21 protein-coding genes are annotated in these 22,359 nt (G+C 71.6%); 17 read left to right on the top strand and 4 right to left on the bottom strand.

Annotated elements, in window-relative coordinates:
• The first annotated feature begins 214 nt into the window (after positions 1 to 214).
• The 16 genes from C3489_RS35380 (at position 215) to C3489_RS35305 (ending at position 16,287) form a co-directional block, all read left to right on the top strand.
• Positions 215 to 1,168 (top strand): ABC transporter ATP-binding protein, encoded by a 954-nt coding sequence (locus tag C3489_RS35380; protein WP_103786238.1) that lies wholly within the window; start codon positions 215 to 217, stop codon positions 1,166 to 1,168.
• Complete coding sequence (locus C3489_RS35375) at positions 1,165 to 1,935, top strand: ABC transporter permease (RefSeq protein WP_103786237.1); 771 nt, start codon at positions 1,165 to 1,167, stop codon at positions 1,933 to 1,935. The genes C3489_RS35380 and C3489_RS35375 overlap by 4 nt, the downstream gene beginning before the upstream one ends.
• Positions 1,936 to 1,939: 4 nt before the next feature.
• On the top strand, positions 1,940 to 2,743 hold the full coding sequence (locus tag C3489_RS35370; protein WP_103786236.1) for an ABC transporter permease: 804 nt from the start codon (positions 1,940 to 1,942) through the stop codon (positions 2,741 to 2,743).
• 5 nt (positions 2,744 to 2,748) lie between these two features.
• Complete coding sequence (locus tag C3489_RS35365) at positions 2,749 to 3,984, top strand: MCE family protein (RefSeq protein ID WP_103786235.1); 1,236 nt, start codon at positions 2,749 to 2,751, stop codon at positions 3,982 to 3,984.
• A complete protein-coding gene (locus C3489_RS35360) occupies positions 3,981 to 5,003 on the top strand; it encodes an MCE family protein (protein WP_103786234.1) in 1,023 nt (340 codons plus the stop codon). The genes C3489_RS35365 and C3489_RS35360 overlap by 4 nt, the downstream gene beginning before the upstream one ends.
• The gene (locus C3489_RS35355) at positions 5,000 to 6,178 is read left to right on the top strand and encodes an MCE family protein (protein WP_181139976.1); all 1,179 of its coding nucleotides are present in this window, start codon (positions 5,000 to 5,002) and stop codon (positions 6,176 to 6,178) included. The genes C3489_RS35360 and C3489_RS35355 overlap by 4 nt, the downstream gene beginning before the upstream one ends.
• Complete coding sequence (locus C3489_RS35350) at positions 6,175 to 7,287, top strand: MCE family protein (RefSeq protein WP_103786233.1); 1,113 nt, start codon at positions 6,175 to 6,177, stop codon at positions 7,285 to 7,287. Before C3489_RS35355 ends, C3489_RS35350 begins: the two co-directional genes overlap by 4 nt.
• Positions 7,284 to 8,555: an MCE family protein gene (locus C3489_RS35345; protein WP_103786232.1), complete on the top strand. Its 1,272-nt coding sequence runs from the start codon at positions 7,284 to 7,286 to the stop codon at positions 8,553 to 8,555. The genes C3489_RS35350 and C3489_RS35345 overlap by 4 nt, the downstream gene beginning before the upstream one ends.
• Positions 8,552 to 9,826 (top strand): MCE family protein, encoded by a 1,275-nt coding sequence (locus C3489_RS35340; RefSeq protein WP_103786231.1) that lies wholly within the window; start codon positions 8,552 to 8,554, stop codon positions 9,824 to 9,826. The genes C3489_RS35345 and C3489_RS35340 overlap by 4 nt, the downstream gene beginning before the upstream one ends.
• Positions 9,799 to 10,299 carry a hypothetical protein gene (locus C3489_RS35335; protein WP_103786230.1) on the top strand — a complete coding sequence of 167 codons (501 nt, stop codon included), beginning with the start codon at positions 9,799 to 9,801 and terminating at the stop codon, positions 10,297 to 10,299. Before C3489_RS35340 ends, C3489_RS35335 begins: the two co-directional genes overlap by 28 nt.
• Positions 10,300 to 10,319: 20 nt before the next feature.
• On the top strand, positions 10,320 to 11,132 hold the full coding sequence (locus C3489_RS35330) for a hypothetical protein (RefSeq protein WP_103786229.1): 813 nt from the start codon (positions 10,320 to 10,322) through the stop codon (positions 11,130 to 11,132).
• A gap of 164 nt (positions 11,133 to 11,296) precedes the next feature.
• Complete coding sequence (locus C3489_RS35325) at positions 11,297 to 12,136, top strand: TIM barrel protein (protein WP_103786228.1); 840 nt, start codon at positions 11,297 to 11,299, stop codon at positions 12,134 to 12,136.
• Positions 12,137 to 12,210: 74 nt separating this feature from the next.
• Positions 12,211 to 13,101 (top strand): 2-hydroxy-3-oxopropionate reductase, encoded by an 891-nt coding sequence (locus C3489_RS35320; RefSeq protein ID WP_103786227.1) that lies wholly within the window; start codon positions 12,211 to 12,213, stop codon positions 13,099 to 13,101.
• Between the two features lie 140 nt (positions 13,102 to 13,241).
• Positions 13,242 to 14,705, top strand: a complete 1,464-nt coding sequence (locus tag C3489_RS35315; RefSeq protein WP_103786226.1) for a catalase — start codon at positions 13,242 to 13,244, stop codon at positions 14,703 to 14,705.
• A 446-nt stretch (positions 14,706 to 15,151) separates the two neighbouring features.
• On the top strand, positions 15,152 to 15,412 hold the full coding sequence (locus tag C3489_RS35310) for a hypothetical protein (protein WP_103786225.1): 261 nt from the start codon (positions 15,152 to 15,154) through the stop codon (positions 15,410 to 15,412).
• 125 nt (positions 15,413 to 15,537) lie between these two features.
• Positions 15,538 to 16,287: a TIGR04222 domain-containing membrane protein gene (locus tag C3489_RS35305; protein ID WP_103786224.1), complete on the top strand. Its 750-nt coding sequence runs from the start codon at positions 15,538 to 15,540 to the stop codon at positions 16,285 to 16,287.
• A 66-nt stretch (positions 16,288 to 16,353) separates the two neighbouring features.
• Here the strand turns inward: C3489_RS35305 and gcl are convergent, their stop codons facing one another.
• Positions 16,354 to 18,141, bottom strand: a complete 1,788-nt coding sequence (gcl, locus tag C3489_RS35300; protein ID WP_103786223.1) for a glyoxylate carboligase — start codon at positions 18,139 to 18,141, stop codon at positions 16,354 to 16,356.
• A 255-nt stretch (positions 18,142 to 18,396) separates the two neighbouring features.
• On the opposite strand from gcl, the gene C3489_RS35295 reads away from it, so the two are divergent.
• Positions 18,397 to 19,020 (top strand): hypothetical protein, encoded by a 624-nt coding sequence (locus tag C3489_RS35295; protein ID WP_103786222.1) that lies wholly within the window; start codon positions 18,397 to 18,399, stop codon positions 19,018 to 19,020.
• A gap of 397 nt (positions 19,021 to 19,417) precedes the next feature.
• Here C3489_RS35295 and C3489_RS35290 read toward each other — a convergent pair whose 3' ends face one another.
• From C3489_RS35290 to C3489_RS35280, 3 genes are all read right to left on the bottom strand, one after another.
• Positions 19,418 to 19,948 carry a hypothetical protein gene (locus C3489_RS35290; protein ID WP_103786221.1) on the bottom strand — a complete coding sequence of 177 codons (531 nt, stop codon included), beginning with the start codon at positions 19,946 to 19,948 and terminating at the stop codon, positions 19,418 to 19,420.
• A 116-nt stretch (positions 19,949 to 20,064) separates the two neighbouring features.
• Positions 20,065 to 21,654, bottom strand: coding sequence for an AMP-binding protein (locus C3489_RS35285; protein WP_103786220.1), 1,590 nt, complete (start codon positions 21,652 to 21,654; stop codon positions 20,065 to 20,067).
• The coding region (locus C3489_RS35280) for an AMP-binding protein (protein WP_146075392.1) at positions 21,651 to 22,359 on the bottom strand (709 nt) is incomplete at its 5' end. The genes C3489_RS35280 and C3489_RS35285, both read right to left, overlap by 4 nt.

Here is a 22,359-nt window from a genome sequence, read left to right as displayed (position 1 = left end):
CACCCCGCCAGCCCCCCCGGCCCGCCGGCACCCCGCCAAAGCGCCACCCCCGAGCACCCACCCGCCCCCGGCACCCCCGTGGCAAAACCCGCGCACCCCCCCGCCGAAAAAAGTTCCACTCCCCGCGACGGACGCCCCGTCGCTCCCCGTAGAGCAGGTGTCGGAGCCGCTCACGGGCTCCCGGACGCGGGCACGGGCTGAAGGGTGGGACCGGATGGGTGTCGAGATCTGTGTGGAAGGGCTGACCAAGTCCTTCGGTCACCAGGTCATCTGGCAGGACGTCTCGCTGACGCTGCCCGCCGGGGAGGTCTCGGTCATGCTCGGCCCGTCCGGCACGGGCAAGTCGGTGTTCCTGAAAACGCTCGTCGGCCTGCTGAAGCCGGAGCGCGGCTCGGTCACGATCCAGGGCCGGGACATCACGAAACTGCGTGAGCGCGAGCTGTACGAGGTGCGCAAGCTGTTCGGCGTGCTGTTCCAGGACGGCGCGCTGTTCGGCTCCATGAACCTGTACGACAACATCGCCTTCCCGTTGCGCGAGCACACCCGCAAGTCCGAGAGCGAGATCGGACGGATCGTCCGGGAGAAGATGGACATGGTCGGGCTGATCGGCTCCGAGGGCAAGCTGCCCGGCGAGATCTCCGGTGGCATGCGCAAACGGGCGGGGCTGGCCCGGGCCCTGGTGCTCGACCCGGAGATCATCCTGTTCGACGAGCCCGACTCGGGCCTCGACCCGGTGCGCGTGGCCTACCTCAACCAGCTCATCGTCGACCTCAACGCACAGATCGACGCGACCTTCCTGATCGTCACGCACGACATCGCCTCGGCCCGGCAGGTGCCGGACAACATCGGGCTGCTGTTCCGCCGCGAGCTGGTGATGTTCGGTCCGCGCGAACGGCTGCTGACCAGCGACGAGCCGGTCGTACGGCAGTTCCTGAACGGCCGGATGCAGGGGCCGATCGGCATGGCGGAGGAGAAGGACGCGGCCCAGGTCCGCCAGGAGCTGGCCGGGCTCGACGACGGGCCCGTCAGCCGGGAGCTGACACCGCGGCTGCTGCCGGGCCCCGGCATCACCCGCCCGCCCCGCTGGGAGGCGATCGCCCGGCGCGAGGCCGAGCTGCACGGCCGGCGCGAGGCCGAGCCGCACGGAAAGGCGGTGGCCGACGCATGAGCCTGTCCCCCACCGGGGCGCTCCGGCACTGCGGAAACCTTTTCGCGATGGCCCTGGACGTCCTGCGCACCCTGCCCAGACGGCCCTTCCAGACAAGGGAGTTCATCCAGCAGGCCTGGTTCGTCGCCAGTGTGACGATCCTGCCGACGGCGCTGGTGTCCATCCCGTTCGGCGCGGTCATCGCGCTGCAGATCGGCAGCCTGACCCGGCAGCTGGGCGCGCAGTCCTTCGCCGGGGCCGCCTCGGTGCTGTCGGTGCTGCGCGAGGCCTCGCCCATCGTGACCGCGCTGCTGATCGCGGGCGCCGGCGGCACGGCGATCTGCGCGGACCTCGGGGCGCGCAAGATCCGCGAGGAGATCGACGCGATGCAGGTGCTGGGCATCGACCCGATCCACCGGCTGGTCGTGCCCCGGGTGCTGGCGTCCATGGTGGTGGCGGTGCTGCTCAACGGCCTGGTGTCGGTGGTCGGCGTGGCCGGCGGCTACTTCTTCAACGTCGTGCTGCAGAACGGCACCCCGGGCGCCTATCTCGCCTCCTTCACCACCCTGGCCCAGCTGTCCGACCTGTGGGCGGCGGAGATCAAGGCGCTGGTGTTCGGCGCGATCGCCGCGATCGTCGCCTCCTACAAGGGACTCACCGCGAAGGGCGGCCCGAAGGGCGTGGGCGACGCGGTGAACCAGTCGGTGGTGATCACCTTCATGTTGCTGTTCGTGACGAACTTCGTGATGACCGCGGTGTACTTCCAGGTCGTCCCGCAGAGGGGCTGAAACCATGGCACTCTGGCAGAGCCTGGAGCGGCTCGGCACCCAACTGTCCTTCTACGGCCGCTCGTTGGCGTGGACGGGCCGTACCGTGCGCCGCTACAAGAAGGAGATCCTGCGGCTGCTCGCCGAGGTGAGCTTCGGACGGGGCGCGCTCGCCGTGGTGGGCGGCACGGTCGGGGTGATCGCCTTCCTGTCGTTCTTCACCGGCACCGAGGTGGGCCTGCAGGGCTACGCCGCCCTCAACCAGCTCGGCACCTCCAACTTCGTGGCGTTCCTGTCGGCGTACTTCAACACCCGGGAGATCGCGCCCCTGGTGGCGGGGCTCGCGCTGTCCGCCACGGTCGGCGCGGGCTTCACCGCCCAGCTCGGCGCCATGCGGATCAGCGAGGAGACCGACGCGCTGGAGGTCATGGGCGTGCCGTCGCTGCCGTTCCTGGTGACCACCCGGATGATCGCCGGCTTCGTCGCGGTGATCCCGCTGTACGTGATCGGGCTGCTGTCCTCCTACCTGGCGGCGCGCACGATCACCACCGGCTACTACGGCCAGTCGGCGGGCACCTACGACCACTACTTCCACCAGTACCTGCCGCCCGTCGACGTGCTGTGGTCGTTCGGGAAGGTGCTCGTCTTCGCCGTCCTGATCATCCTGGTGCACTGCTTCTACGGCTACCACGCGAGCGGCGGCCCGGCGGGCGTCGGCGTCGCGGTGGGCCGGGCGGTGCGCACGTCGATCGTGGCGATCAACGTCGTGGACTTCTTCCTGTCGTTGGCGATCTGGGGCGCCAACACGACCGTGCGGATCGCGGGGTGAACCGTATGAGGGCGCTGAGACTGCGGGTGTACGGGGTGGTGTTCCTCGCCGTGATCGCGCTGTTGCTGTCCCTGTCCGTCGCCGTCTACCGGCAGGCGTTCACGCCGGTGGTGCGGGTCCGGCTGGAGGCCGACAGCCTCGGCAACCAGCTGGATCCACAGGCCGACGTCAAGCTGCGGGGCCTGCTGGTCGGCGAGGTGCGCGCGGTGCACTCCGACGGGACGAAGGCGACGCTGGACCTGGCGCTCAAGCCGGAGTACGCCGCGTACATCCCGTCGGACGTGCACGCGCGTCTGCTGCCCAAGACGCTCTTCGGCGAGAAGTACGTCGACCTGGTCGCGCCCGCGTCCCCTTCGGTTCGCCCGATCCGCGCCGGCGACGTCATCACCCAGGACCGCACCCGCGTGGGCATCGAGCTGCAGCAGCTGACGAACGACCTGCTGCCGCTGCTGCGGGCCGTGCAGCCCGGCAAGCTCAACGCCACGCTGTCCGCGTTCGCCACCGCCCTGGAGGGCCGCGGCGACCGTATCGGCGACAACCTGACCCGCCTGGAGGCCTACCTGCGCCGCCTGAACCCGCATCTGCCCTCCCTCACCGAGGACATCGCCCGCTTCGCGCAGGTCACCGAGATCTACGGCGACGCGGCACCGGACCTGATGAACATCCTGCGCAACACCGTCACCACCAGCCGCACGATCGTCGAGGAGAAGGACCGGCTGGCGACGGCCCTGAAGTCGACGGCGACCGTCGCGGGCACCGGTCAGGACTTCCTCGCCGCGAACGGCGACCGGCTGATCACCCTGGGCCGCGTCTCCCGCCCCACGCTGAGCCTGTTCGCCCGGTACGCGCCCGAGTACCCCTGCCTGCTGGCCGGCCTGGTCCAGGAGGAGAAGGCCTCGGAGGAGGCGTTCCGGGGCGGCCGGATGCACATCACCCTGGAGGCCGTACGGCAGCAGGGGGCGTACCAGCCGGGCGAGTATCCCCGCTACCGGGAGCGTTCCGGGCCCGACTGCCGTGGTCTGCCCGGTCCGCCGGTCCCCGCTCCCGGGTTCCCGCTGAACGACGGCTCCCGGCACGGCGGCTCCCCCGCGCTCGCCGGGGTCACCGCGACCCGGGCCGAGCAGCGGGCCGTCGGCTCGCTCGTGGCGCCCGTCCTGGGTGTGCCCGCCGATCAGGTGCCGGCGGTGGCGACGCTGCTGTTCGGGCCGATGGCGCGCGGGACGGCGGTGAGCGTCGCATGAGGCAGACCGCCGCACCCCTGCTCAAGTTCAGCCTGTTCGCGCTGGTGACCGTGCTGGCGACGGCCCTGCTCGCCGCGACCATCGTGAACCTCTCCTTCACTCCCGAGCACACCTACCGGGCGGTGTTCAGCGACGTCACCGGCCTGGAGAAGGGCGACGACGTCCGGGTGGCCGGGGTGCGGGTCGGCGAGGTCGAGGGGATCCGGATCAAGGACCGGACGCTGGCCGAGGTCTCCTTCACCGTCCGCGCCGACCGGCCGCTGCTCACCGGCACCCACGCGGTGATCCGCTACCGCAACCTGGTGGGGCAGCGGTACGTCGCGCTGACCGAGGGCGCCGGTGACGCCCGCCCGCTGAGGCCCGGCGGCACGATCCCGCTCTCGCGGACCCAGCCGGCGCTGGACCTCAACGTGCTGCTGAACGGCTTCAAACCGCTGTTCGCCGCGCTCAGCCCCAACGACGTCAACCAGCTCGCCACCGAGATCATCCGGACGCTGCAGGGCGAGGGCGGCACCGTCAACAGCCTGCTGGTGCACACCGCCTCGCTCACCACGACACTGGCCGACCGGGACCGGCTCATCGGCTCGGTGATCGACAACCTCAACACCGTCCTGACCACGCTGGACCAGCGCGGCGCCCGCTTCTCCGAGCTGCTCACCCAGCTGCGCCGGGTGATCTCCGGGCTGTCCGCGGACCGCAAGCCCATCGGGGACTCGCTGGTGAACATCGCGGACCTGACCGGGGCCACGGCGGGGCTGCTGAAGGACGCGCGTCCGCCGCTGAAGGACGACATCGCCGAGCTGACCGATCTCACCGGGACGCTGAACAGGAACGAGAAGACCGTGGAGGGCGTGCTGCAGCGGCTGCCGAACAAGCTCAACGAGCTGACCGGGACGGCGTCCTACGGCTCCTGGTTCAACTTCTACCTCTGCGACTTCGACGGCCGGATCGTGCTGCCGAAGACCCGCCAGACGCTCACCCCGGACCTGCACGTGGCGAGGGCGAGGTGCGGATCATGAGCCCGAGGAAGCGTCCCGAGCCGCTGGTGAAGGTGCGCGTGGAGCCGCCGAGGCTGCCGCGGATACGGCTGCCCCGTCGGGCGCCCCGTCCGCCCCGGCCGCAGCCGCTGGTGAAGGTCCGCATCGACCCGCCGAGGCTGCCGCGCCTGAGGCGCCCCCGTCTGACGCCGCTCCGCGTGGGGGCGCCTCCCACGCCCTTCAGGCAGTGGGGGAGCAACCCGGTGGTCATCGGTGCCGTCGGGCTCACCGTCCTCGCGCTGCTGGCCGTGGCCGCGTTCAACGCCGACAGCCTGCCGCTGATCGGCGGCGGGCAGACGTACAGCGCGGCCTTCTCCGAGGCGGGCGGGCTCAAGCCGGGCGACGAGGTGCGCATCGCCGGCGTCAAGGTCGGCAAGGTCGAGGACGTCGACCTGGACGGCGACCACGTCAAGGTCACCTTCAAGGTCAAGGACGACCCGGCGTTCGGCACCGACACCGGGGCGGCGATCCGGGTCAAGACGATCCTCGGCGCCAAGTACCTGGCGCTGTACCCGAGGGGCCCGGGGCAGCTGCGGGCCGGCAGCGAGATCCCGCTGCGGCGCACGGTCTCGGCGTACGACGTCGTCCAGGCGTTCAGCGATCTGACCACCACCTCCGAGCAGGTGGACACCGAGCGGCTGGCGAAGGCCCTGGACACCCTCTCGACGACGTTCCAGGACTCCCCCGCCGAGGTGCAGTCGTCGATCAAGGGCCTGTCCCGGATCTCCCGGACGGTCGCCTCGCGCGACAAGGCGCTCGGCGAGCTGCTGAAGCACGCGAACGGCGTCACCGGCGTACTGGCCGCGCGCTCCAAGGACTTCTCCGCCCTGGTCAAGGACGGCGACAAGCTCTTCACGGAGATCAGCAAGCGGCGCACGGCGATCCACAACCTGCTGAAGACCTCGGCCGCGCTCGGCATCGAGCTGTCCGGCCTCGTGGACGACAACGAGAAGGAGATCGGGCCCGCGCTGACGGGTCTGAACCGCGTGGTGCAGATGCTCGAACGCAACCAGGCCGGCCTCGACCGGAGCATCCGGCTGCTGGCGCCGTATGTGCGGCTGTTCACCAACACCCTCGGCAACGGCCGCTGGTTCGACTCCTACGTCCAGAACCTGGTCGCCGCCCCGGTGGTACCGCGGACGGGGGGCCGCCGATGACCCGCCTGCGCAAGGGCCTCGTGCTGCTCGTCGCCCTGGCCGTCGTCGCCGCGCTCATCCACGTGCTGTGGCCGCGGCCCGACACCGTGCGCGTCACCGCGTACTTCCCGCGCACCGTCGGCATCTACCCGGGCTCGGACGTCCGCGTCCTCGGCGTCCGGATCGGCAAGGTCGTCTCGATCACGCCGCAGGGGCGGCGGGTGCGCGTGGAGCTGGAGTACGACGCCGGCCGCAAGGTGCCGGCCGGCGCCCGGGCCGCGATCATCAACTCCTCGGTGGTAAGCGACCGTTATGTGCAGCTCCTGCCGGTCTACCGCCGGGGCCCGGTGCTGCACGGCGGCGCCGTGATCCCCGAGTCGCGCACGGCCGTCCCGGTCGAGCTGGACCGGATCTTCGACAGCCTGCACACCACCGCCGAGGCGCTCGGGCCGAAGGGCGCGAACAAGGACGGCTCACTGTCCCGGCTGCTCGGGGTGAGCGCCGAGACCCTGGACGGGCAGGGCGGGAACCTCCACCAGAGTGTCGAGGACCTCTCGCAGGCGGTCAGCACACTGTCCGACGGCCGCACCGACCTGTTCGGCACGGTGGATCACCTGCAGGTGTTCACGGCGGCGCTCGCTGCCGACGACCGCAGCGTGCGGTCGTTCACCACCAGCCTCACCGAGGTCGCCGACCAGCTCGCGGGCGAGCGCAAGGACCTCGCGGCGGCGCTGAGGAACCTGGGGACAGCGCTCGGCGACGTCTCGGACTTCGTGAAGAACAACAAGAAGGGGCTCACCTCCGATGTGACGGGCCTGAGCAAGGTGACCCGGGTGCTCGTCGCCCAACGGGCCGCGCTGGAGGAGCTGCTGGAGGTCGCGCCGACGGGCCTGTCGAACCTGAACAACGCCTACAACCCGTCCGCGGGCACCCTCGACACCCGCAACAACGCCGACCAGGCCCAGGACCCGGCGTCCCTGCTGTGCTCCGTCCTCAGGACGACGGGTGAGAAGACCGACTGCAAGGAGCTGCGCGACTTGTTCGACTCCCTGCCCCAAGTGCCGCAGGGACCGGCGGTGACGGGCACGACCGACCGGACCCTCGGCGGAATCCTGGGGGTGGGCGTATGAGCCGGCTGCGCAGGACGGGCGCCCTCGCCTGGGCAGTGACCGGCTCGCTGCTGCTGTCCGGCTGCGAGTTCGACGGCTGGTACGACGTCCCGCTCCCCGGCGGGGCCGCCGACGACGGCCACGCCTACCACGTCACCGTCGAGTTCCGTGACGTCCTCGACCTCGTCCCGCAGTCCGCGGTCAAGGTCGGGAACGTCACCGTCGGGGCGGTCGAGAAGGTGGAGCTCGACGGCTGGCACGCGCGCGTACGGCTGCGGGTCGCCGGCTCGGTGAAGCTGCCCGCCAACGCGATCGCCGACGTACGGCAGACCAGCCTGCTCGGCGAGAAGTACGTGGCGCTGTCCGCCCCGGCCGGCACGGCTGCGGTGGGCCGGCTGCACGACGGCGACCGCATCCCGCTGTCCCGCAGCGGCCGCAACCCCGAGGTCGAGGAGGTCCTCTCGGCGCTGTCCGCGCTGCTCAACGGCGGTGGCGTGGCCCAGCTCAAGACGATCACCGTGGAGCTGAACAAGGCACTCGACGGCCGGGAGAACCGCGTCAGGTCCCTGCTCACCCAGCTGGACACCTTCATCGGCGGCCTCGACAAGCAGCGGGGGAACATCGTCCGCGCGATAGCGGCCGTCGACCGGCTCGCGAAGCGGCTCGGGGCGGAGAAGCAGACCATCGCCACGGCCGTCGACACGCTGCCGCCGGCCCTGAAGGTCCTCGCCGGCCAGCGGCGCGATCTGACGGCGATGCTCACCGCCCTGGGCCGGCTCGGCACGACCGGCGCCAAGGTGGTCAAGGCCTCGCACGACGACACCGTGGCCGACCTCAAGCTGCTCCGGCCGATCCTGCAACAGCTGAACAAGGCGGGCGACGACCTGCCGGGCGCGCTGGAGCTGCTCACCACCTACCCGTTCCCGCGCAACGCCGTCGACGCCATCAAGGGCGACTACGTCAACCTGCACATCACCGCCGACCTCGACCTGGCGGCCCTGTACGGCAACCTCACCGGCAAGCCCGGCGGGGGCGGCAGCCCGAAGCCCGGCACGCCGGACCTGCCGGAGCTGCCGCAGCCACCCGCCGTACCGGAGCTGCCGGATGTCCCCGACCTCCCGGACACACCCGCCGTCCCGTCACCCACCGCGCTGCCGAGCGCGCCCGGCACCGGCGGCGGGCCGCTGTGCCCGCCGGTGTGCACCAGCGCCTACGTCACCCGCGGGCGGCCGCCCGAGGGCATCGACCTGGGCCTCGCCGAGCTGCTGCTGAAGGGGGTCCAGCCGTGATCACACGCGGGGTGAAAGCACAGTTGCTGGCGTTCGCCACGGTCACCGCCCTCGGCGTGTCGTACGTCGGCGCCGAGTACACCGGCCTGGCGGACGACCTGCTGGACCGGGGTTACACCGTGCGCGCCGACTTCGCCGACTCCGGCGGCATCTTCCCCGGCGCCGAGGTCACCTACCGCGGGGTGCCGGTGGGCCGGGTCGGGAAGCTGCGGCTGACCGGTGGGGGCGGGGTGTCCGTCGCCCTGGACATCGACGAGGGGGCGCCGCACATACCGGCGGACACCCTCGCCGTGGTGGCCAACCGCTCGGCGGTGGGCGAGCAGTACGTCGATCTCCAGCCGCGCACGGACGACGGGCCGTATCTGCTCGACGGCAGCTCCATCCCACGCGGCAGCACCCGGGTGCCGCTGCCCTCGACGGACCTGGTGCTGAGCCTCGACCGGCTGGTGAACTCGGTCGGCAAGGACGACCTGCGGGTCACCGTCGACGAGTTGGGCAGGGCGTTCGCCGGCACGGGTCCGAACCTGAGCCGGCTGGTCGACTCGGGCAACGCGCTCGTCGACTCGGCGTCCGCGTCCCTGCCCGAGACGATCTCGCTCATCGAGAACTCCCGGACGGTCCTGAAGACGCAGGCCGACCAGGGGTCGTCGATCAAGTCGTTCGCCCGCGACCTGGCCGCGCTCACCGCCCAGGTGAAGGCGAGCGACGGGGACCTGCGCAAGGTGATCGGCAACGCGGCACCGGCCGCGCAGGAAGTCAACTCGCTGCTGAAGGGCCTGTCCCCGCGGCTGTCGGTGCTGCTGGCCAACCTGATCAGCGGCGGCCAGGTCATGGTGGCCCGGCTGCCCGGCGTGGAGCAGGCCCTGGTCACCTTCCCGGCCCTGGTCTCGGGCAGCTACACCGTCGCACCCGGTGACGGCACCTTCCACTTCGGCCTGGTGATCAACGCCGACGACCCTCCCGCGTGCACCCGGGGGTACGGCACCGCGCGGCGCGACCCCGCGGACACCAGCACCCGCCCGGCCCACACCGGCGCGCACTGCACCGCCCCGCGCGGTGGCCCGACGTCGGTGCGGGGCGCCCAGAACGCCCCCGGTGCCCGTGGCGCGGGCGGCGCCGATCAGACGGCGTACGTCACGCCGTACGACCCGGAGACCGGCAGTGTGACCGGCCCGGACGGAACGCCCGTCGAGATCGGCTCGACGGGCGGCCAGCAGACCGTCTTCGGAAAGGAGTCGTGGCAATGGCTGCTCGTCGGACCGATGGCCTGAACCGGGCCCTCACGGCCGGGCTCGTCCTGGCGACCCTCCTCACGGCCGCTGCGGCGGCCTGGCTGGGCCTGCGCCTGGCGGACCAGCGGGAGGCGGAGCAGCGGCGCCAGGACGTCCTGGCCGCGGCCCGCCAGTCGGCGCTGAACTTCACCTCGCTCGACTACCGGCACTACGACCGGGACAGCGCGACCGTCCTCGACGGCGCGACCGGCGAGTTCAAGAAGCAGTTCGCCGCGCAGACCCAGCAGCTCACACAGCTCGTCGCCGCGAACCGCTCGGTGTCCGAGGGCCAGGTCCTGGAGGCGGGCATCGTCCGCTCCGACGCCCGTTCGGCCCGGGTCCTGGTGGTCGCCGACAGCAAGGTCACCAACACCGCCGTACCGCAGGGCGAGTCCCGCACCTACCGGCTTCAGCTGGACCTGGTCCTCGCCCACGGCCGCTGGCTGACCTCCGACGTCGAGTTCGTCGGCTGACCCTCACAAGGAGAACGACCATGACGAGGACGACGACCCGGGTCGGCGGCGGCCGGGGAACCGGCGCCCGGCGCACCATGACGGCGGCAGCCCGCGCGGCGGCCAAGCGCGCGGAACGGGGGCGCGAGGAGGCCGGGGCCGAACGCGCGGAGCGCGGCCAGGACGAGGCCGCGGGCGCGAGCCCGGCCGCGCGGCCGCCCGCCGGGCGCACCCTGGTCGTCGAGGCGCCGAAGGACGGCTGGCAGGACCCGCCGGAGCCGGGGACCACCGAGGACGACGACGCGGAACGGGACGGCACCGGGGACGCCCGCGCGGCCGGCTCCTCGCCCCGGCGCCGGCGGCTGCTCACCGCGCTGCTCTGCCTCCTGCTGGTGGCGGGGCTGGTGGCGGCCGGCCTGCTGGGATGGCGCTGCCGGCAGGGAACGCGGGCCGAGGAGGCACGCCGGCAGGCACTCGTGGCCGCGGAGCAGGCGGTGCCCGTGGTGCTGTCGTACGACTACCGGCGTCTGCCGAAGGACTTCGCCGCCGCGCGCGCCCGGCTCACCGGGACGTTCGAAAAGGAGTACGACAAGACCACGGCGGGCGTGGTCGGGCCGACGGCCCGAAAGTACCACGCGGTGGTGAAGGCCACCGTCGCGCATCCCGCGGACGGCGGCACCCCCGCGGCCTCGGTGGTCTCGGCCTCGCCGGACCGCGTCACGGTCCTGCTCTTCGTCAACCAGGTCACCCGGAGCACCCAGGTCACCGGTTCCCGCCTGGATCTGAACCGGGTCCGGCTGACGATGACCCGTACCTCGGCCGGCTGGAAGGTGAGCGGCGTCGACGCCCTCTGACCACCTTCCACCGGCCCCTCCCAGCGCCCCCGCGTCCCCCACGCGGGGGCGCTCTTTTGCGGCCGCTCTTGACAGTCGCCCCCTGCCACAGGCAATCTTCCATTACGCAGAAACGAACTTCCGTCATACGGAAACTCGACACACGGAAGGGAGCGCGGCCCCCGATGGGATTCGCAGACCAGCGCTTCAACGTCAACCTGTCGATCCTCTTCACGGAACTCCCGCTCCTGGAGCGTCCCGCGGCCGCCGCCGCGGCCGGCTTCACCGCGGTCGAGCTGTGGTGGCCCTGGATCGAGACCCCCACCCCGGAGCAGTCCGAGCTCGACGCCCTGAAGAAGGCGATCGAGGACGCGGGCGTACAGCTCACGGGCCTGAACTTCTACGCCGGCCAACTGCCCGGCCCCGACCGCGGCGCCCTGTCGGTGCCCGGTGAGGAGTCGGAGAGGTTCCGCGCCAACATCGACGTGGCGATCGCCTTCGCGCAGTCCCTGGGCTGCACGACGTTCAACGCCCTGTACGGCAACCGCGTCGACGGCGTCGACCCGGCCGAGCAGGACGCGCTCGCCCTGGAGAACCTGACCCTCGCGGCCCAGGCCGTCGGCCGGGTCGGCGGCACGATCCTGATCGAGGCCCTCAACCAGCCCGAGTCGCCGAAGTGCCCGATCGTGAGCGCTCCCAAGGCGATCGAGATCGTCGACAAGGTGAACGAGGCGACCGGCCTCGGCAACGCCAAGTTCCTCATGGACCTGTACCACCTGTCCATGAACGGCGAGGACCTGCCGTCGGTCATCGAACAGTACGCGGCGAAGACCGGCCACGTGCAGATCGCCGACAACCCGGGCCGCGGCGCCCCCGGCACCGGCTCGCTGCCGCTTGAGGACTTCCTCGACCAGCTGAAGAAGGCCGGTTACGACGGCTGGGTCGGCCTGGAGTACAAGCCGGGCGACAAGCCCAGCGCCGAGGCCTTCGAGTGGCTGCCCCGCGAGGCGCGCGCCGCCCGCTGACACCCGGGGCGTCCGTCAGCCGGGCGCCAACTCCCCGACGTAGCACAGCAGTAGTGAGAAAGAGGCACCCCCGCATGAGCAACCTCCCCAAGATCGCCTGGATCGGCCTCGGCATCATGGGCTCCCCCATGTCCGAGAACCTGATCAAGGCCGGCTACCAGGTCACCGGCTTCACCCTGGAGCAGGAGAAGCTGGACCGCCTGGCCGCCGCCGGTGGCACCGCGGCCTCCTCCATCGCCGAGGCCGTGCGCGACGCCGACGTGGTCATCACGATGGTGCCCGCGTCCCCGCAGGTCGAGGCCATCGCCTACGGCCCGGACGGCATCCTGGAGAACGCCAAGTCCGGCGCCCTGCTGATCGACATGTCCTCGATCACCCCGCAGACCTCCGTCGACCTGGCCAAGGCCGCCAAGGGCAAGGGCGTGCGCGTCCTGGACGCCCCGGTCTCCGGCGGCGAGGCCGGCGCCATCGAGGCCGTGCTGTCGATCATGGTCGGCGGCGAGCAGGCCGACTTCGACGAGGCCAAGCCGATCTTCGACGCCCTCGGCAAGACCATCGTGCTGTGCGGCCCGCACGGCTCGGGTCAGACCGTGAAGGCCGCCAACCAGCTGATCGTCGCCGTGAACATCCAGGCGTGCGCCGAGGCCGTGGTCTTCCTGGAGAAGTCCGGCGTGAACCTGCAGGCCGCCCTGGACGTCCTCAACGGCGGTCTGGCCGGCTCGACCGTGCTGACGCGGAAGAAGGACAACTTCCTCAACCGCGACTTCAAGCCGGGCTTCCGCATCGACCTGCACCACAAGGACATGGGCATCGTGACCGACGCCGCCCGCAACGTCGGCGCTGCCCTGCCGGTCGGCGCCGTGGTCGCCCAGCTGGTCGCCTCGCTGCGCGCCCAGGGCGACGGCGGCCTGGACCACTCGGCCCTGCTGCGGGCCGTGGAGCGCCTCTCCGGCGCCCAGGTCTGACCCTCCCGGAACCACGCATGCCCACCACTTCAACAAAACGTTGAAAATGACTTCAACAAACTGTTGACGCTCCTGGTCGCGCGTCCTTACGCTCACTTGCACCGTCACCAGGCCTCAGCAGTCCCGTTCGGAAGGTCCACATGTCGAAGCGCGTGCTCACCACCGAGTCCGGCGCCCCCGTCGCCGACAACCAGAACTCCGCCTCCGCCGGTGTCGGCGGTCCGCTCCTGATCCAGGACCAGCAGCTCCTGGAGAAGCTCGCGCGCTTCAACCGCGAGCGCATCCCGGAGCGTGTGGTGCACGCCCGCGGCTCCGGCGCCTACGGCCACTTCGAGGTGACCGACGACGTCACCCGCTTCACCCACGCCGACTTCCTCAGCGAGATCGGCAAGCGCACCGAGGTGTTCCTGCGCTTCTCCACCGTGGCCGACTCGCTCGGCGGCGCCGACGCCGTCCGCGACCCGCGCGGCTTCGCGGTGAAGTTCTACACCGAGGAGGGCAACTACGACCTCGTCGGCAACAACACCCCGGTGTTCTTCATCAAGGACCCGATCAAGTTCCCCGACTTCATCCACTCGCAGAAGCGCGACCCGTTCACGGGCAAGCAGGAGCCGGACAACGTCTGGGACTTCTGGGCGCACGCCCCCGAGGCCACGCACCAGATCACCTGGCTGATGGGTGACCGCGGCATCCCGGCGTCGTACCGCCACATGAACGGCTACGGCTCGCACACCTACCAGTGGACGAACGCCAAGGGCGAGGCCTTCTTCGTCAAGTACCACTTCAAGACGAACCAGGGCGTCCGCTCCCTGACCAGCGAGCAGGCCGCCGAGCTGGCGGGCAAGGACCCCAACTCGCACCAGACGGACCTGCTGCAGGCCATCGAGCGGGGCGTGTACCCGTCCTGGACCCTCTACGTCCAGATCATGCCGGCGGCCGAGGCGGCCAACTACCGCTTCAACCCGTTCGACCTGACCAAGGTGTGGCCGCACGCCGACTACCCGCTGCAGCGCGTGGGCCGCCTGGTGCTGGACCGCAACCCGGACAACGTGTTCGCCGAGGTCGAGCAGGCCGCGTTCTCCCCGAACAACTTCGTGCCGGGCATCGGCCCGTCGCCGGACAAGATGCTCCAGGGCCGCCTGTTCGCCTACGCGGACGCGCACCGCTACCGCCTGGGCGTCAACCACACCCTGCTGCCGGTCAACTCGCCGAAGGCGGTTCCGGGCGGCGCCCGCAACTACGGCCGCGACGGCTTCATGGCGCTCAACGCCCAGGGCCGCGACGCGAAGAACTACGAGCCGAACTCCTACGACGGCCCGGTCGAGACCGGCCGCCCGCTGTCGGCGCCCCTCGCGGTGTCCGGCCACACCGGCAACCACGCGGCCCCGCTGCACACCAAGGACGACGACTTCTTCCAGGCCGGTGAGCTGTACCGGCTGATGTCGGAGGACGAGAAGTCCCGCCTGATCGCGAACATCGCCGGCGGCCTGTCGCAGGTCTCCCGCAACGACGTGATCGAGAAGAACCTGGCCCACTTCCACGCCGCCGACGTCGAGTACGGCAAGCGCGTGGAGGAGGCGGTCCGCGCCCTGCGCGAGGACTGATCCTCCAGGCCACGAGGCTGCGTCCGGACCCGGCGGGGAGGTCGGGATCCGGACGCGTACGACCCGCCGCCGCGCGATCCGGATGAGGGGTGATCGCGGGGCATGGCGGGCAGGGCGAGACCGCGGCGGCGTGCGAGCCAGTGCGGTGGTGAAGGAAACGTGACGTCCCTGCCGACGTGAGGCAGGTACGTCCGGCTCCGTCGCATCCGCCGCGGTCCCAGCCACTCCCCCTGTACGAGGGGTTCCCCAGACTCCGTCCGGCGGCGCGAATGTCCTGTCGCGCCCAGTCTCGCGCCGTCGGACGGCCACAACCGAAGAAGCCTCACCGGCCGAGCGGCGCCGGATGCGGACGGTCCCGCATCCGGCGCCGCTCGGCGTTTCCCGTCCCGGCGCCGCTCGGCGTTGTCCGGGGTGCGGCCCTGTCACGGCGGCAGCAGCCTGGAGACATGACGCACGCAACGCAGCACCCGCATGTCGTGGTGCACCCGCCGGCGCTGGACGGCTCACGGCGGGTCACCGAGGGCGACGCGACCCTGGGCGTCGCCACGCACATCGACGACGTGGCCGAGATCCTGCGGCTGGCCGACCTGTATGTGACGGACGTGGCGGAGAGCGACTTCATCGAATGGCAGGGCGGCGGCCCGGACGACTGGCCGGGCCTGTCGGAACACCACGAGGCCCCCGAGGACGTACACAAGGCGACGTAGGGGCCCTGCGCAACCCTCAAATCCACCTCTGAACCGGCCCCCGCAAGGCTTCGCCGGCCTGCCTGCCGGGGCACATACCGGTCACACGCCGGGCGGGCGGGTGAGCGGCGACGGGGGTGGTGGGTATGAGCGATGCGCGGGCGACGGGGCGGCTGGGGCCGCACGAGGCGGCTCTGCTGCGGGCGGGGGCACGGGCCGCCGTCACGGTCGCCGTGGTCGCCCTGCATCTGCGGGGCACCGTGGACGCCGGGCGGCCGGGCACCCTGCGCAGGAGCGGCACGGCCGCCGACGCCACGGTGTTCCGGCACCCGCTGGAGAAGGCCGTACGCACCGCCCTCTACCGCCCCGCCGGGCCGCGGGAGTTGCTGGAACGCGCCGTGGTGCGCCGGGCGCTGGCGCGGATGCGGGCGGACCTGGTGGCGGCCGGGCAGCTGCGCCCGCTGCCGCCGCGCCGCTCGCGGGCGGTGCGCCGGCTCCTGGCGGAGCTGCGGGAGCGCCACCCGCTCCCCGCGGCCCCGGACGGACCGCTCGCGGAGGAGGAGACGCTGTACGCCGTCGCGCTGTACGGCGAGCGGGCGCTGACCGTGCTGCTGCCGCGCTTCTCCCGGCAGGCCGGGCTGACGGGCCGTGGCGCGCTCGCGGACGAGGGCCTGTTCCCGTTCGGCCGGGGCAGCGGGGTACGCCGTTTCGCGGGCGGTGAGGACCTCTTCGACTGGGTGGACGACGACCGCGACGGCGGCGGCACGTCGGACGGCGCAGGCCACGGCGGGAGCCACGCGCACGACGGCGGTCACCACGGCGGCGGGCACCACCACGGTGGCCACGACCACGGCGGAGGCTTCGGCTGCGGCGGGGGCGGCGGAGGCTTCGACTGACACCCGCGCCGGACATGCCGAAGGGCGGCCCATCCGCCGGATGGACCGCCCTCACCGCAACCGGTGTCAGACCTTCAGGGTCTTGATGGAGGTCGGCGCGTGGCCCGGCTCGGTGGCCAGGTCCTCGAACTCGCTGATGTCGCTGATGTCCATGGTGCGGCTCATCGAGATGTTGGTGATCCGCTCCAGGATCGCCTCGACGACGACCGGCACCTGGTACTCGGCGGCCAGCTTCTTGGCCTGCTCGAAGGCGGCGCCCAGCTGGTCCGGCTCGGTGACCCGGATCGCCTTGCAGCCCAGGCCCTCGGCGACCTTGACGTGGTCCACGCCGTAGACGCCGAGCTCGGGCGTGTTGATGTTCTCGAACTCCAGGTTGACCTGGAAGTTGATGTCCAGGCCGATCTGCGCCTGACGGATCAGGCCCAGGTAGGCGTTGTTCACCAGCACGTGGACGTAGGGGATCTTGTGCTGGGCGGCGACCGCGAGCTCCTCGATCAGGAACTGGAAGTCGTAGTCGCCGGAGAGCGCGACGACCGGGGACTCCGGGTCGGCCTTGGCGACGCCGATCGCGGCCGGGATGGTCCAGCCGAGCGGGCCGGCCTGGCCGCAGTTGATCCAGTGGCGCGGCTTGTAGACGTGCAGCATCTGCGCGCCGGCGATCTGGGAGAGGCCGATGGTGGTGACGTAGCGCGTCTCCGGGCCGAAGGCCTTGTTCATCTCCTCGTACACGCGCTGCGGCTTCATCGGCACGTTGTCGAAGTGCGTACGGCGCAGCAGCGTGGCCTTGCGCTCCTGGGTGGAGGCGACCCACTCGCCGCGGTCGGGCAGCTTGCCCTCGGCCTTGAGCTCCTTGGCGACCTCGACGAACAGCTCCAGCGCGGCCTTGGCGTCGGAGACGACACCGTAGTCCGGCGGGAAGATCTTGCCGATCTGGGTGGGCTCGATGTCGACGTGGACGAACTTGCGCTCGCCGCGGTAGACGTCGAGCTTGTAGCCGGTGTGGCGGTTGGCCCAGCGGTTGCCGATGCCGAGGACGAAGTCCGACTCCAGGAAGTTGGCGTTGCCGTAGCGGTGCGAGGTCTGCACGCCGACCATGCCGGCGTTCAGCTCGTGGTCGTCGGGCAGCGTGCCCCAGCCCATCAGGGTGGGGATGACCGGGGTGTTGGTCAGCTCGGCGAACTCGACCAGCAGGTCGGAGGCGTCGGCGTTGACGATGCCGCCGCCGGCGACGATGACCGGGCGCTCGGAGGCGAGCAGGAAGGAGATCGCCTTCTCGATCTGCGCGCGGGTCGCGGTCGGCTTGTAGACCGGCAGCGGCTCGTACGTCTCGGGGTCGAACTCGATCTCGGTGAGCTGGACGTCGATCGGCAGGTCGATGAGGACCGGGCCGGGACGGCCGGAGCGCATCAGGTGGAACGCCTGCTGGAAGACGCCGGGGACCTGCGCGGCCTCCAGGACGGTGACCGCCATTTTCGTGACCGGCTTGGCGATCGAGGCGATGTCGACGGCCTGGAAGTCCTCCTTGTGGATCACGCTGGTGGGCGCCTGGCCCGTGATGCACAGGATCGGGATGGAGTCACCGATCGCGGAGTACAGACCGGTGATCATGTCGGTGCCGGCGGGGCCGGAGGTACCGATGCAGACACCGATGTTGCCCGGCTGGGTGCGGGTGTAGCCCTCGGCCATGTGCGAGGCACCCTCGACGTGGCGGGCGAGGGTGTGGCCGATCCCGCCGCCCTCCTTGAGGGCCTTGTAGAACGGGTTGATCGCCGCACCCGGCACACCGAACGCCTGGGTGACGCCCTCGCGCTTGAGGATCTCGACTGCCGCGCGGGCAGCGGTCATACGAGCCATGGAGTTACTCCTGCTTCGGCTGTCGGATTCGCTCTCCCCGTCGCGCCCTGCGGTGAGTTCGTGTCCGCGTCCAGTCCAGCTCCGCTAGCCGGTGATCCGGGCTCCCCCGTGATTTCCGTATAGCGGAAACTTATTTCTACTATCTGGAAGCAATGTAGGGGGCGGGGCGAAGACCGTCAAGAGACGGACAAGGGGTGGACACCTGGAGCACCATGGGAACGCCGAGCCGACGCCACGTCCGGGAGGGGGCCGGCCATGTCCGAGAGCGTTCCGGTGCGCTGCCCGTCCTGCCGGCGCGAGCGGCGCTATGTGCTGCCGGTGTACCCGTGCCCGTGCGGCGCCCCGGTCGTGCCGCCGCTGGACCGGCGGGCCGCGCCGACGGCCGTCACGCACCGGGTGTGGGACGAGCAATGGGTGTCGCTGCGCTGCGGGGCGTGCGGCCGCGCGGGTGAGTGGCCGCAGCCGGAGCTGGGCTGCCCGTGCGGGACGGTGGTGCGGATACCGGTGGCGCCGGACGAGCCCGGGCCCTGGGACGCGGTGGTCGCGGCCGCGCGGCTGCTGCACCGGCTCGGCCACCGGGAGCTGCGCCGCTCCGGCCGCCGCCCGCCGAACGGCATCGGCCTGGTCGCGCCCGGCCTGCTGGCCCACGTCGTCCCGGGCGGGCGGCCGGCCTCACTGCGGGACGTGGAGTGCCTGTGGCTGACGGCGATGACCCGCGCCGTGGACTGCGTCCACTTCTCCCGGCCGGGCCACACCGCCGAGGCCCGAGCCCGAGCGGAGGGCCTGTCCATCCCCCTGTTCACACTCCCCCCGACGGCCCCACCCCACCCGGCCAACGCGGCGGCCCACGCCTTCACGACCAAACGCCTCGCGAACTGAGAAGCGGAGCCCGACCCCGAGGCCACACGGGCGCCCGGGGCGGTCCGAACCCCGGAGCACAGGGCGGTCCAGCCCCCGGGCCCGAACTCGGTGAGGGGGCGAAGCGTGTGGTGGCCGCCGGCAGGTGAGGCGTGGCGGACCGGTTGCAGGCGGGCTCGGCAGAGCCGGCCGGGCGTGGGTGAGCGGCCGAGGCAGCCGCCGGGCCCGACATCCCAGCCCGGCCCGGGCCCGGCCCTCCAGCCTGACTCGATGCGCGCTCCAGTGAGTCTGGCCCGGAGATCCACCACGACTCGATGCGCGCTCCAGTGAGTCTCGCTCCGACACCCACCCCGGCCCGACGAGCACTCCAGCGAGCCCGGCCCCGACACCCACCCCGCCCCGGGTGCCGGTGGGGACGTCAGGCGCTGTGGCGGCGGTGCCAGTAGTGGAGCGTGAGGGTGGCCAGGAGGGGGCCCCAGGCCAGGAGGGGGAGGTAGCAGGCGTTCAGCAGCCACAGGCCCCAGCGGGTGATGGCCATCTCCGCGTGCAGCGTCGTCCACACGAACAGCACGCCGTAGACCGTGCAGGCGAGCGCGCCGAGACCGGCCGGCACCACGGCCGCGAGCACGGGGATGCGCCGGCCGCCCAGCACAGGGAGCTTTCGCGGCCATCTCTCGCCCCACGGGCGCACCAGCCCCAGCGTCAGCGCGGCCAGCGCCTCCTGGGCCAGGGACAGCAGCGGCAGCACCAGGTAGCCCCAGCCGGGGACCAGCATCGCGTCGTACTCCGCGTCGCCGAGGCCGAGCGGTACGCCGAGGACGACGGCGAGCCGCCACAGCCCGGAGGGCAGGTTCACCCAGACGACGGCGGCGGCCGCCCGCCGCGCCCACCGGGGGACGGGCGCGGCGGTGTGCGGCCTCAAGCGGGCGGGGTGCGCGGCGATGGCCATGGGGTGGGCTCCTTCGACATCGGGTACGTGCGCCGACGCCCCGATGCTGGCGCCCTCCCCCCGCCCCCGCGTCCCGCTGAGGGGCCAAGCCCCTCCCCCGCCCGGCGGAGGCCCGGTCAGCCGGCGTACTTCCGCCGGAGTTCCACCTTGCGCACCTTGCCCGACACCGTCATCGGGAAGGTGTCCAGGACCTGCACCCGGCTGGGGACCTTGTAGTGGGCCAACTGCCCCTCGCAGAAGGCGCGGACGTCCTCCAGCGTCGGCGGGTCGGCCGGGTCCCGCGGGATCACGCAGGCCAGCACCTCCTCGCCGTACCTCTCGTGCGGGACGCCGACGACCTGGACGTCGCGGATCTTCGGGTGGCCGTAGAGGAACTCCTCGATCTCACGCGGGTAGATGTTCTCGCCACCCCTGATGATCATGTCCTTGATCCGGCCGACGATCTCGACGTACCCGTCCTCGCGCATCACCGCGAGGTCCCCGGTGTGCATCCAGCGCCCGGCGTCGATCGCCTCGGCGGTCTTGTCGGCCTCCTGCCAGTAGCCGAGCATCACGCTGTAGCCCCGGGTGCACAACTCGCCCGCCTCACCGCGGGGTCGGGTGATCCCGGTGGCCGGGTCGACGATCTTCACCTCCAGATGCGGCAGTACCCGCCCGACGGTGCCGGTGCGGTGCTCCAGATCGTCGTCCATCCGGGTCTGCAGCGACACCGGGGAGGTCTCGGTCATGCCGTAGCAGATGGAGACCTCCTCCATGTGCATCTCGGCGACCACCCGCTTCATCACCTCCACCGGGCACGGCGAGCCCGCCATGATGCCGGTGCGCAGGGACGTCAGGTCGTACGACGCGAAGTCGGGAAGGTTGAGCTCCGCGATGAACATGGTCGGCACGCCGTACAGCGAGGTGCACCGCTCCTGCTGCACCGCCTCCAGCGTGGCCTTCGGGTCGAAGGACGGCGCCGGGATCACCATGCAGGCGCCGTGCGAGGTGGCCGCCAGGTTCCCCATGACCATGCCGAAGCAGTGGTAGAAGGGCACCGGGATGCAGATCCGGTCCTGCTCGGTGTAGGCGATCAACTCGCCGACGAAGTAACCGTTGTTGAGGATGTTGTGGTGGGAGAGGGTGGCCCCCTTGGGGAAGCCCGTCGTGCCCGAGGTGTACTGGATGTTGATGGGGTCGTCGCAGGACAGCGCCTCGTACCGGACGTCCGAGCCGGCGCGGGCGAGCAGCGCCTCCCAGCTCGGGTCGCCGATGTACACCACCTCGCGCAACTCCCGGCACTTGGCGCGCACTTGGTCGACCATCGCCCGGTAGTCGCTGGTCTTGTGGCTGAGGGAGGCGACGAGGAGCGAGACACCGGCCTGGTTGAGGACGTACTCGACCTCGTGGGTGCGGTAGGCCGGGTTGATGTTCACCATGATCGCGCCGATGCGGGCGGTGGCGTACTGGACCAGCACCCACTCCGGGCAGTTGACGGCCCAGATGCCGACCCGGTCCCCCTTGGCGACCCCGCTCGCGACGAGGGCCCGCGCCAGCTCGTCGACGTCGGCGCCGAACTGCGCGTACGTCCAGCGCCGCCCGGACGGCACGTCGACGAGCGCCTCGCGCTCCGGCCAGGCGGCGACGGCCCGGTCCAGGTTGGCGCCGATGGTGTCGCCGAGCAGGACCGTCTCGCTCGTGCCGTGCGTGTAGGACAGCGCGCTCACCGGAAGTCCTCCTCGCGGTACTCGTTCTCCGACCCCGCCGCCGTGGCCTCGCGCAGCTCGATCCGGCGGATCTTCCCGGACACCGTCTTCGGCAGCGCGCCGAACTCCAGCCGCCGGATGCGCTTGTACGGCGCGAGCACCTGACGGGAGTGCTCGAAGATCACCTTGGCGGTGTCCGGGCCGGGCTCGTAGCCCTCGGCGAGGACGACGTACGCCTTCGGCACGGCCAGGCGCAGCTCGTCCGGCGCCGGCACGACCGCGGCCTCGGCGACGGCCTCGTGCTCCAGCAGGGCGCTCTCCAGCTCGAACGGGCTGATCTTGTAGTCGGACGCCTTGAAGACGTCGTCGGCCCGGCCGATGTAGGTCAGGTAGCCGTCCTCGTCCCGGGCGGCGATGTCCCCGGTGCGGTAGTAGCCGCCGGCCATCGCCTCCGCCGTACGGTCGGCGTCGCCGTGGTAGCCGGTCATCAGGCCCACCGGGCGCTCGGACAGGTCGAGCGCGATCTCGCCCTCGGCGGCGCCGGGTGCGCCGGAGACCGGGTCGAGCAGCTCGACGCGGTAGCCGGGGCTGGGCCGTCCCATGGAACCGGTCTTGAGGACCTGCCCCGGCGTGTTGGCGACCTGCACGGCGGTCTCGGTCTGCCCGAAGCCGTCCCGGATGGTGATGCCCCAGGCACGCCGCACCTGCTCGATGACCTCCGGGTTG

This window comes from Streptomyces sp. Ru71, assembly GCF_002920535.1.
Taxonomy (GTDB): domain Bacteria; phylum Actinomycetota; class Actinomycetes; order Streptomycetales; family Streptomycetaceae; genus Streptomyces.
This window is presented reverse-complemented; position numbering and strand designations above follow the sequence as displayed.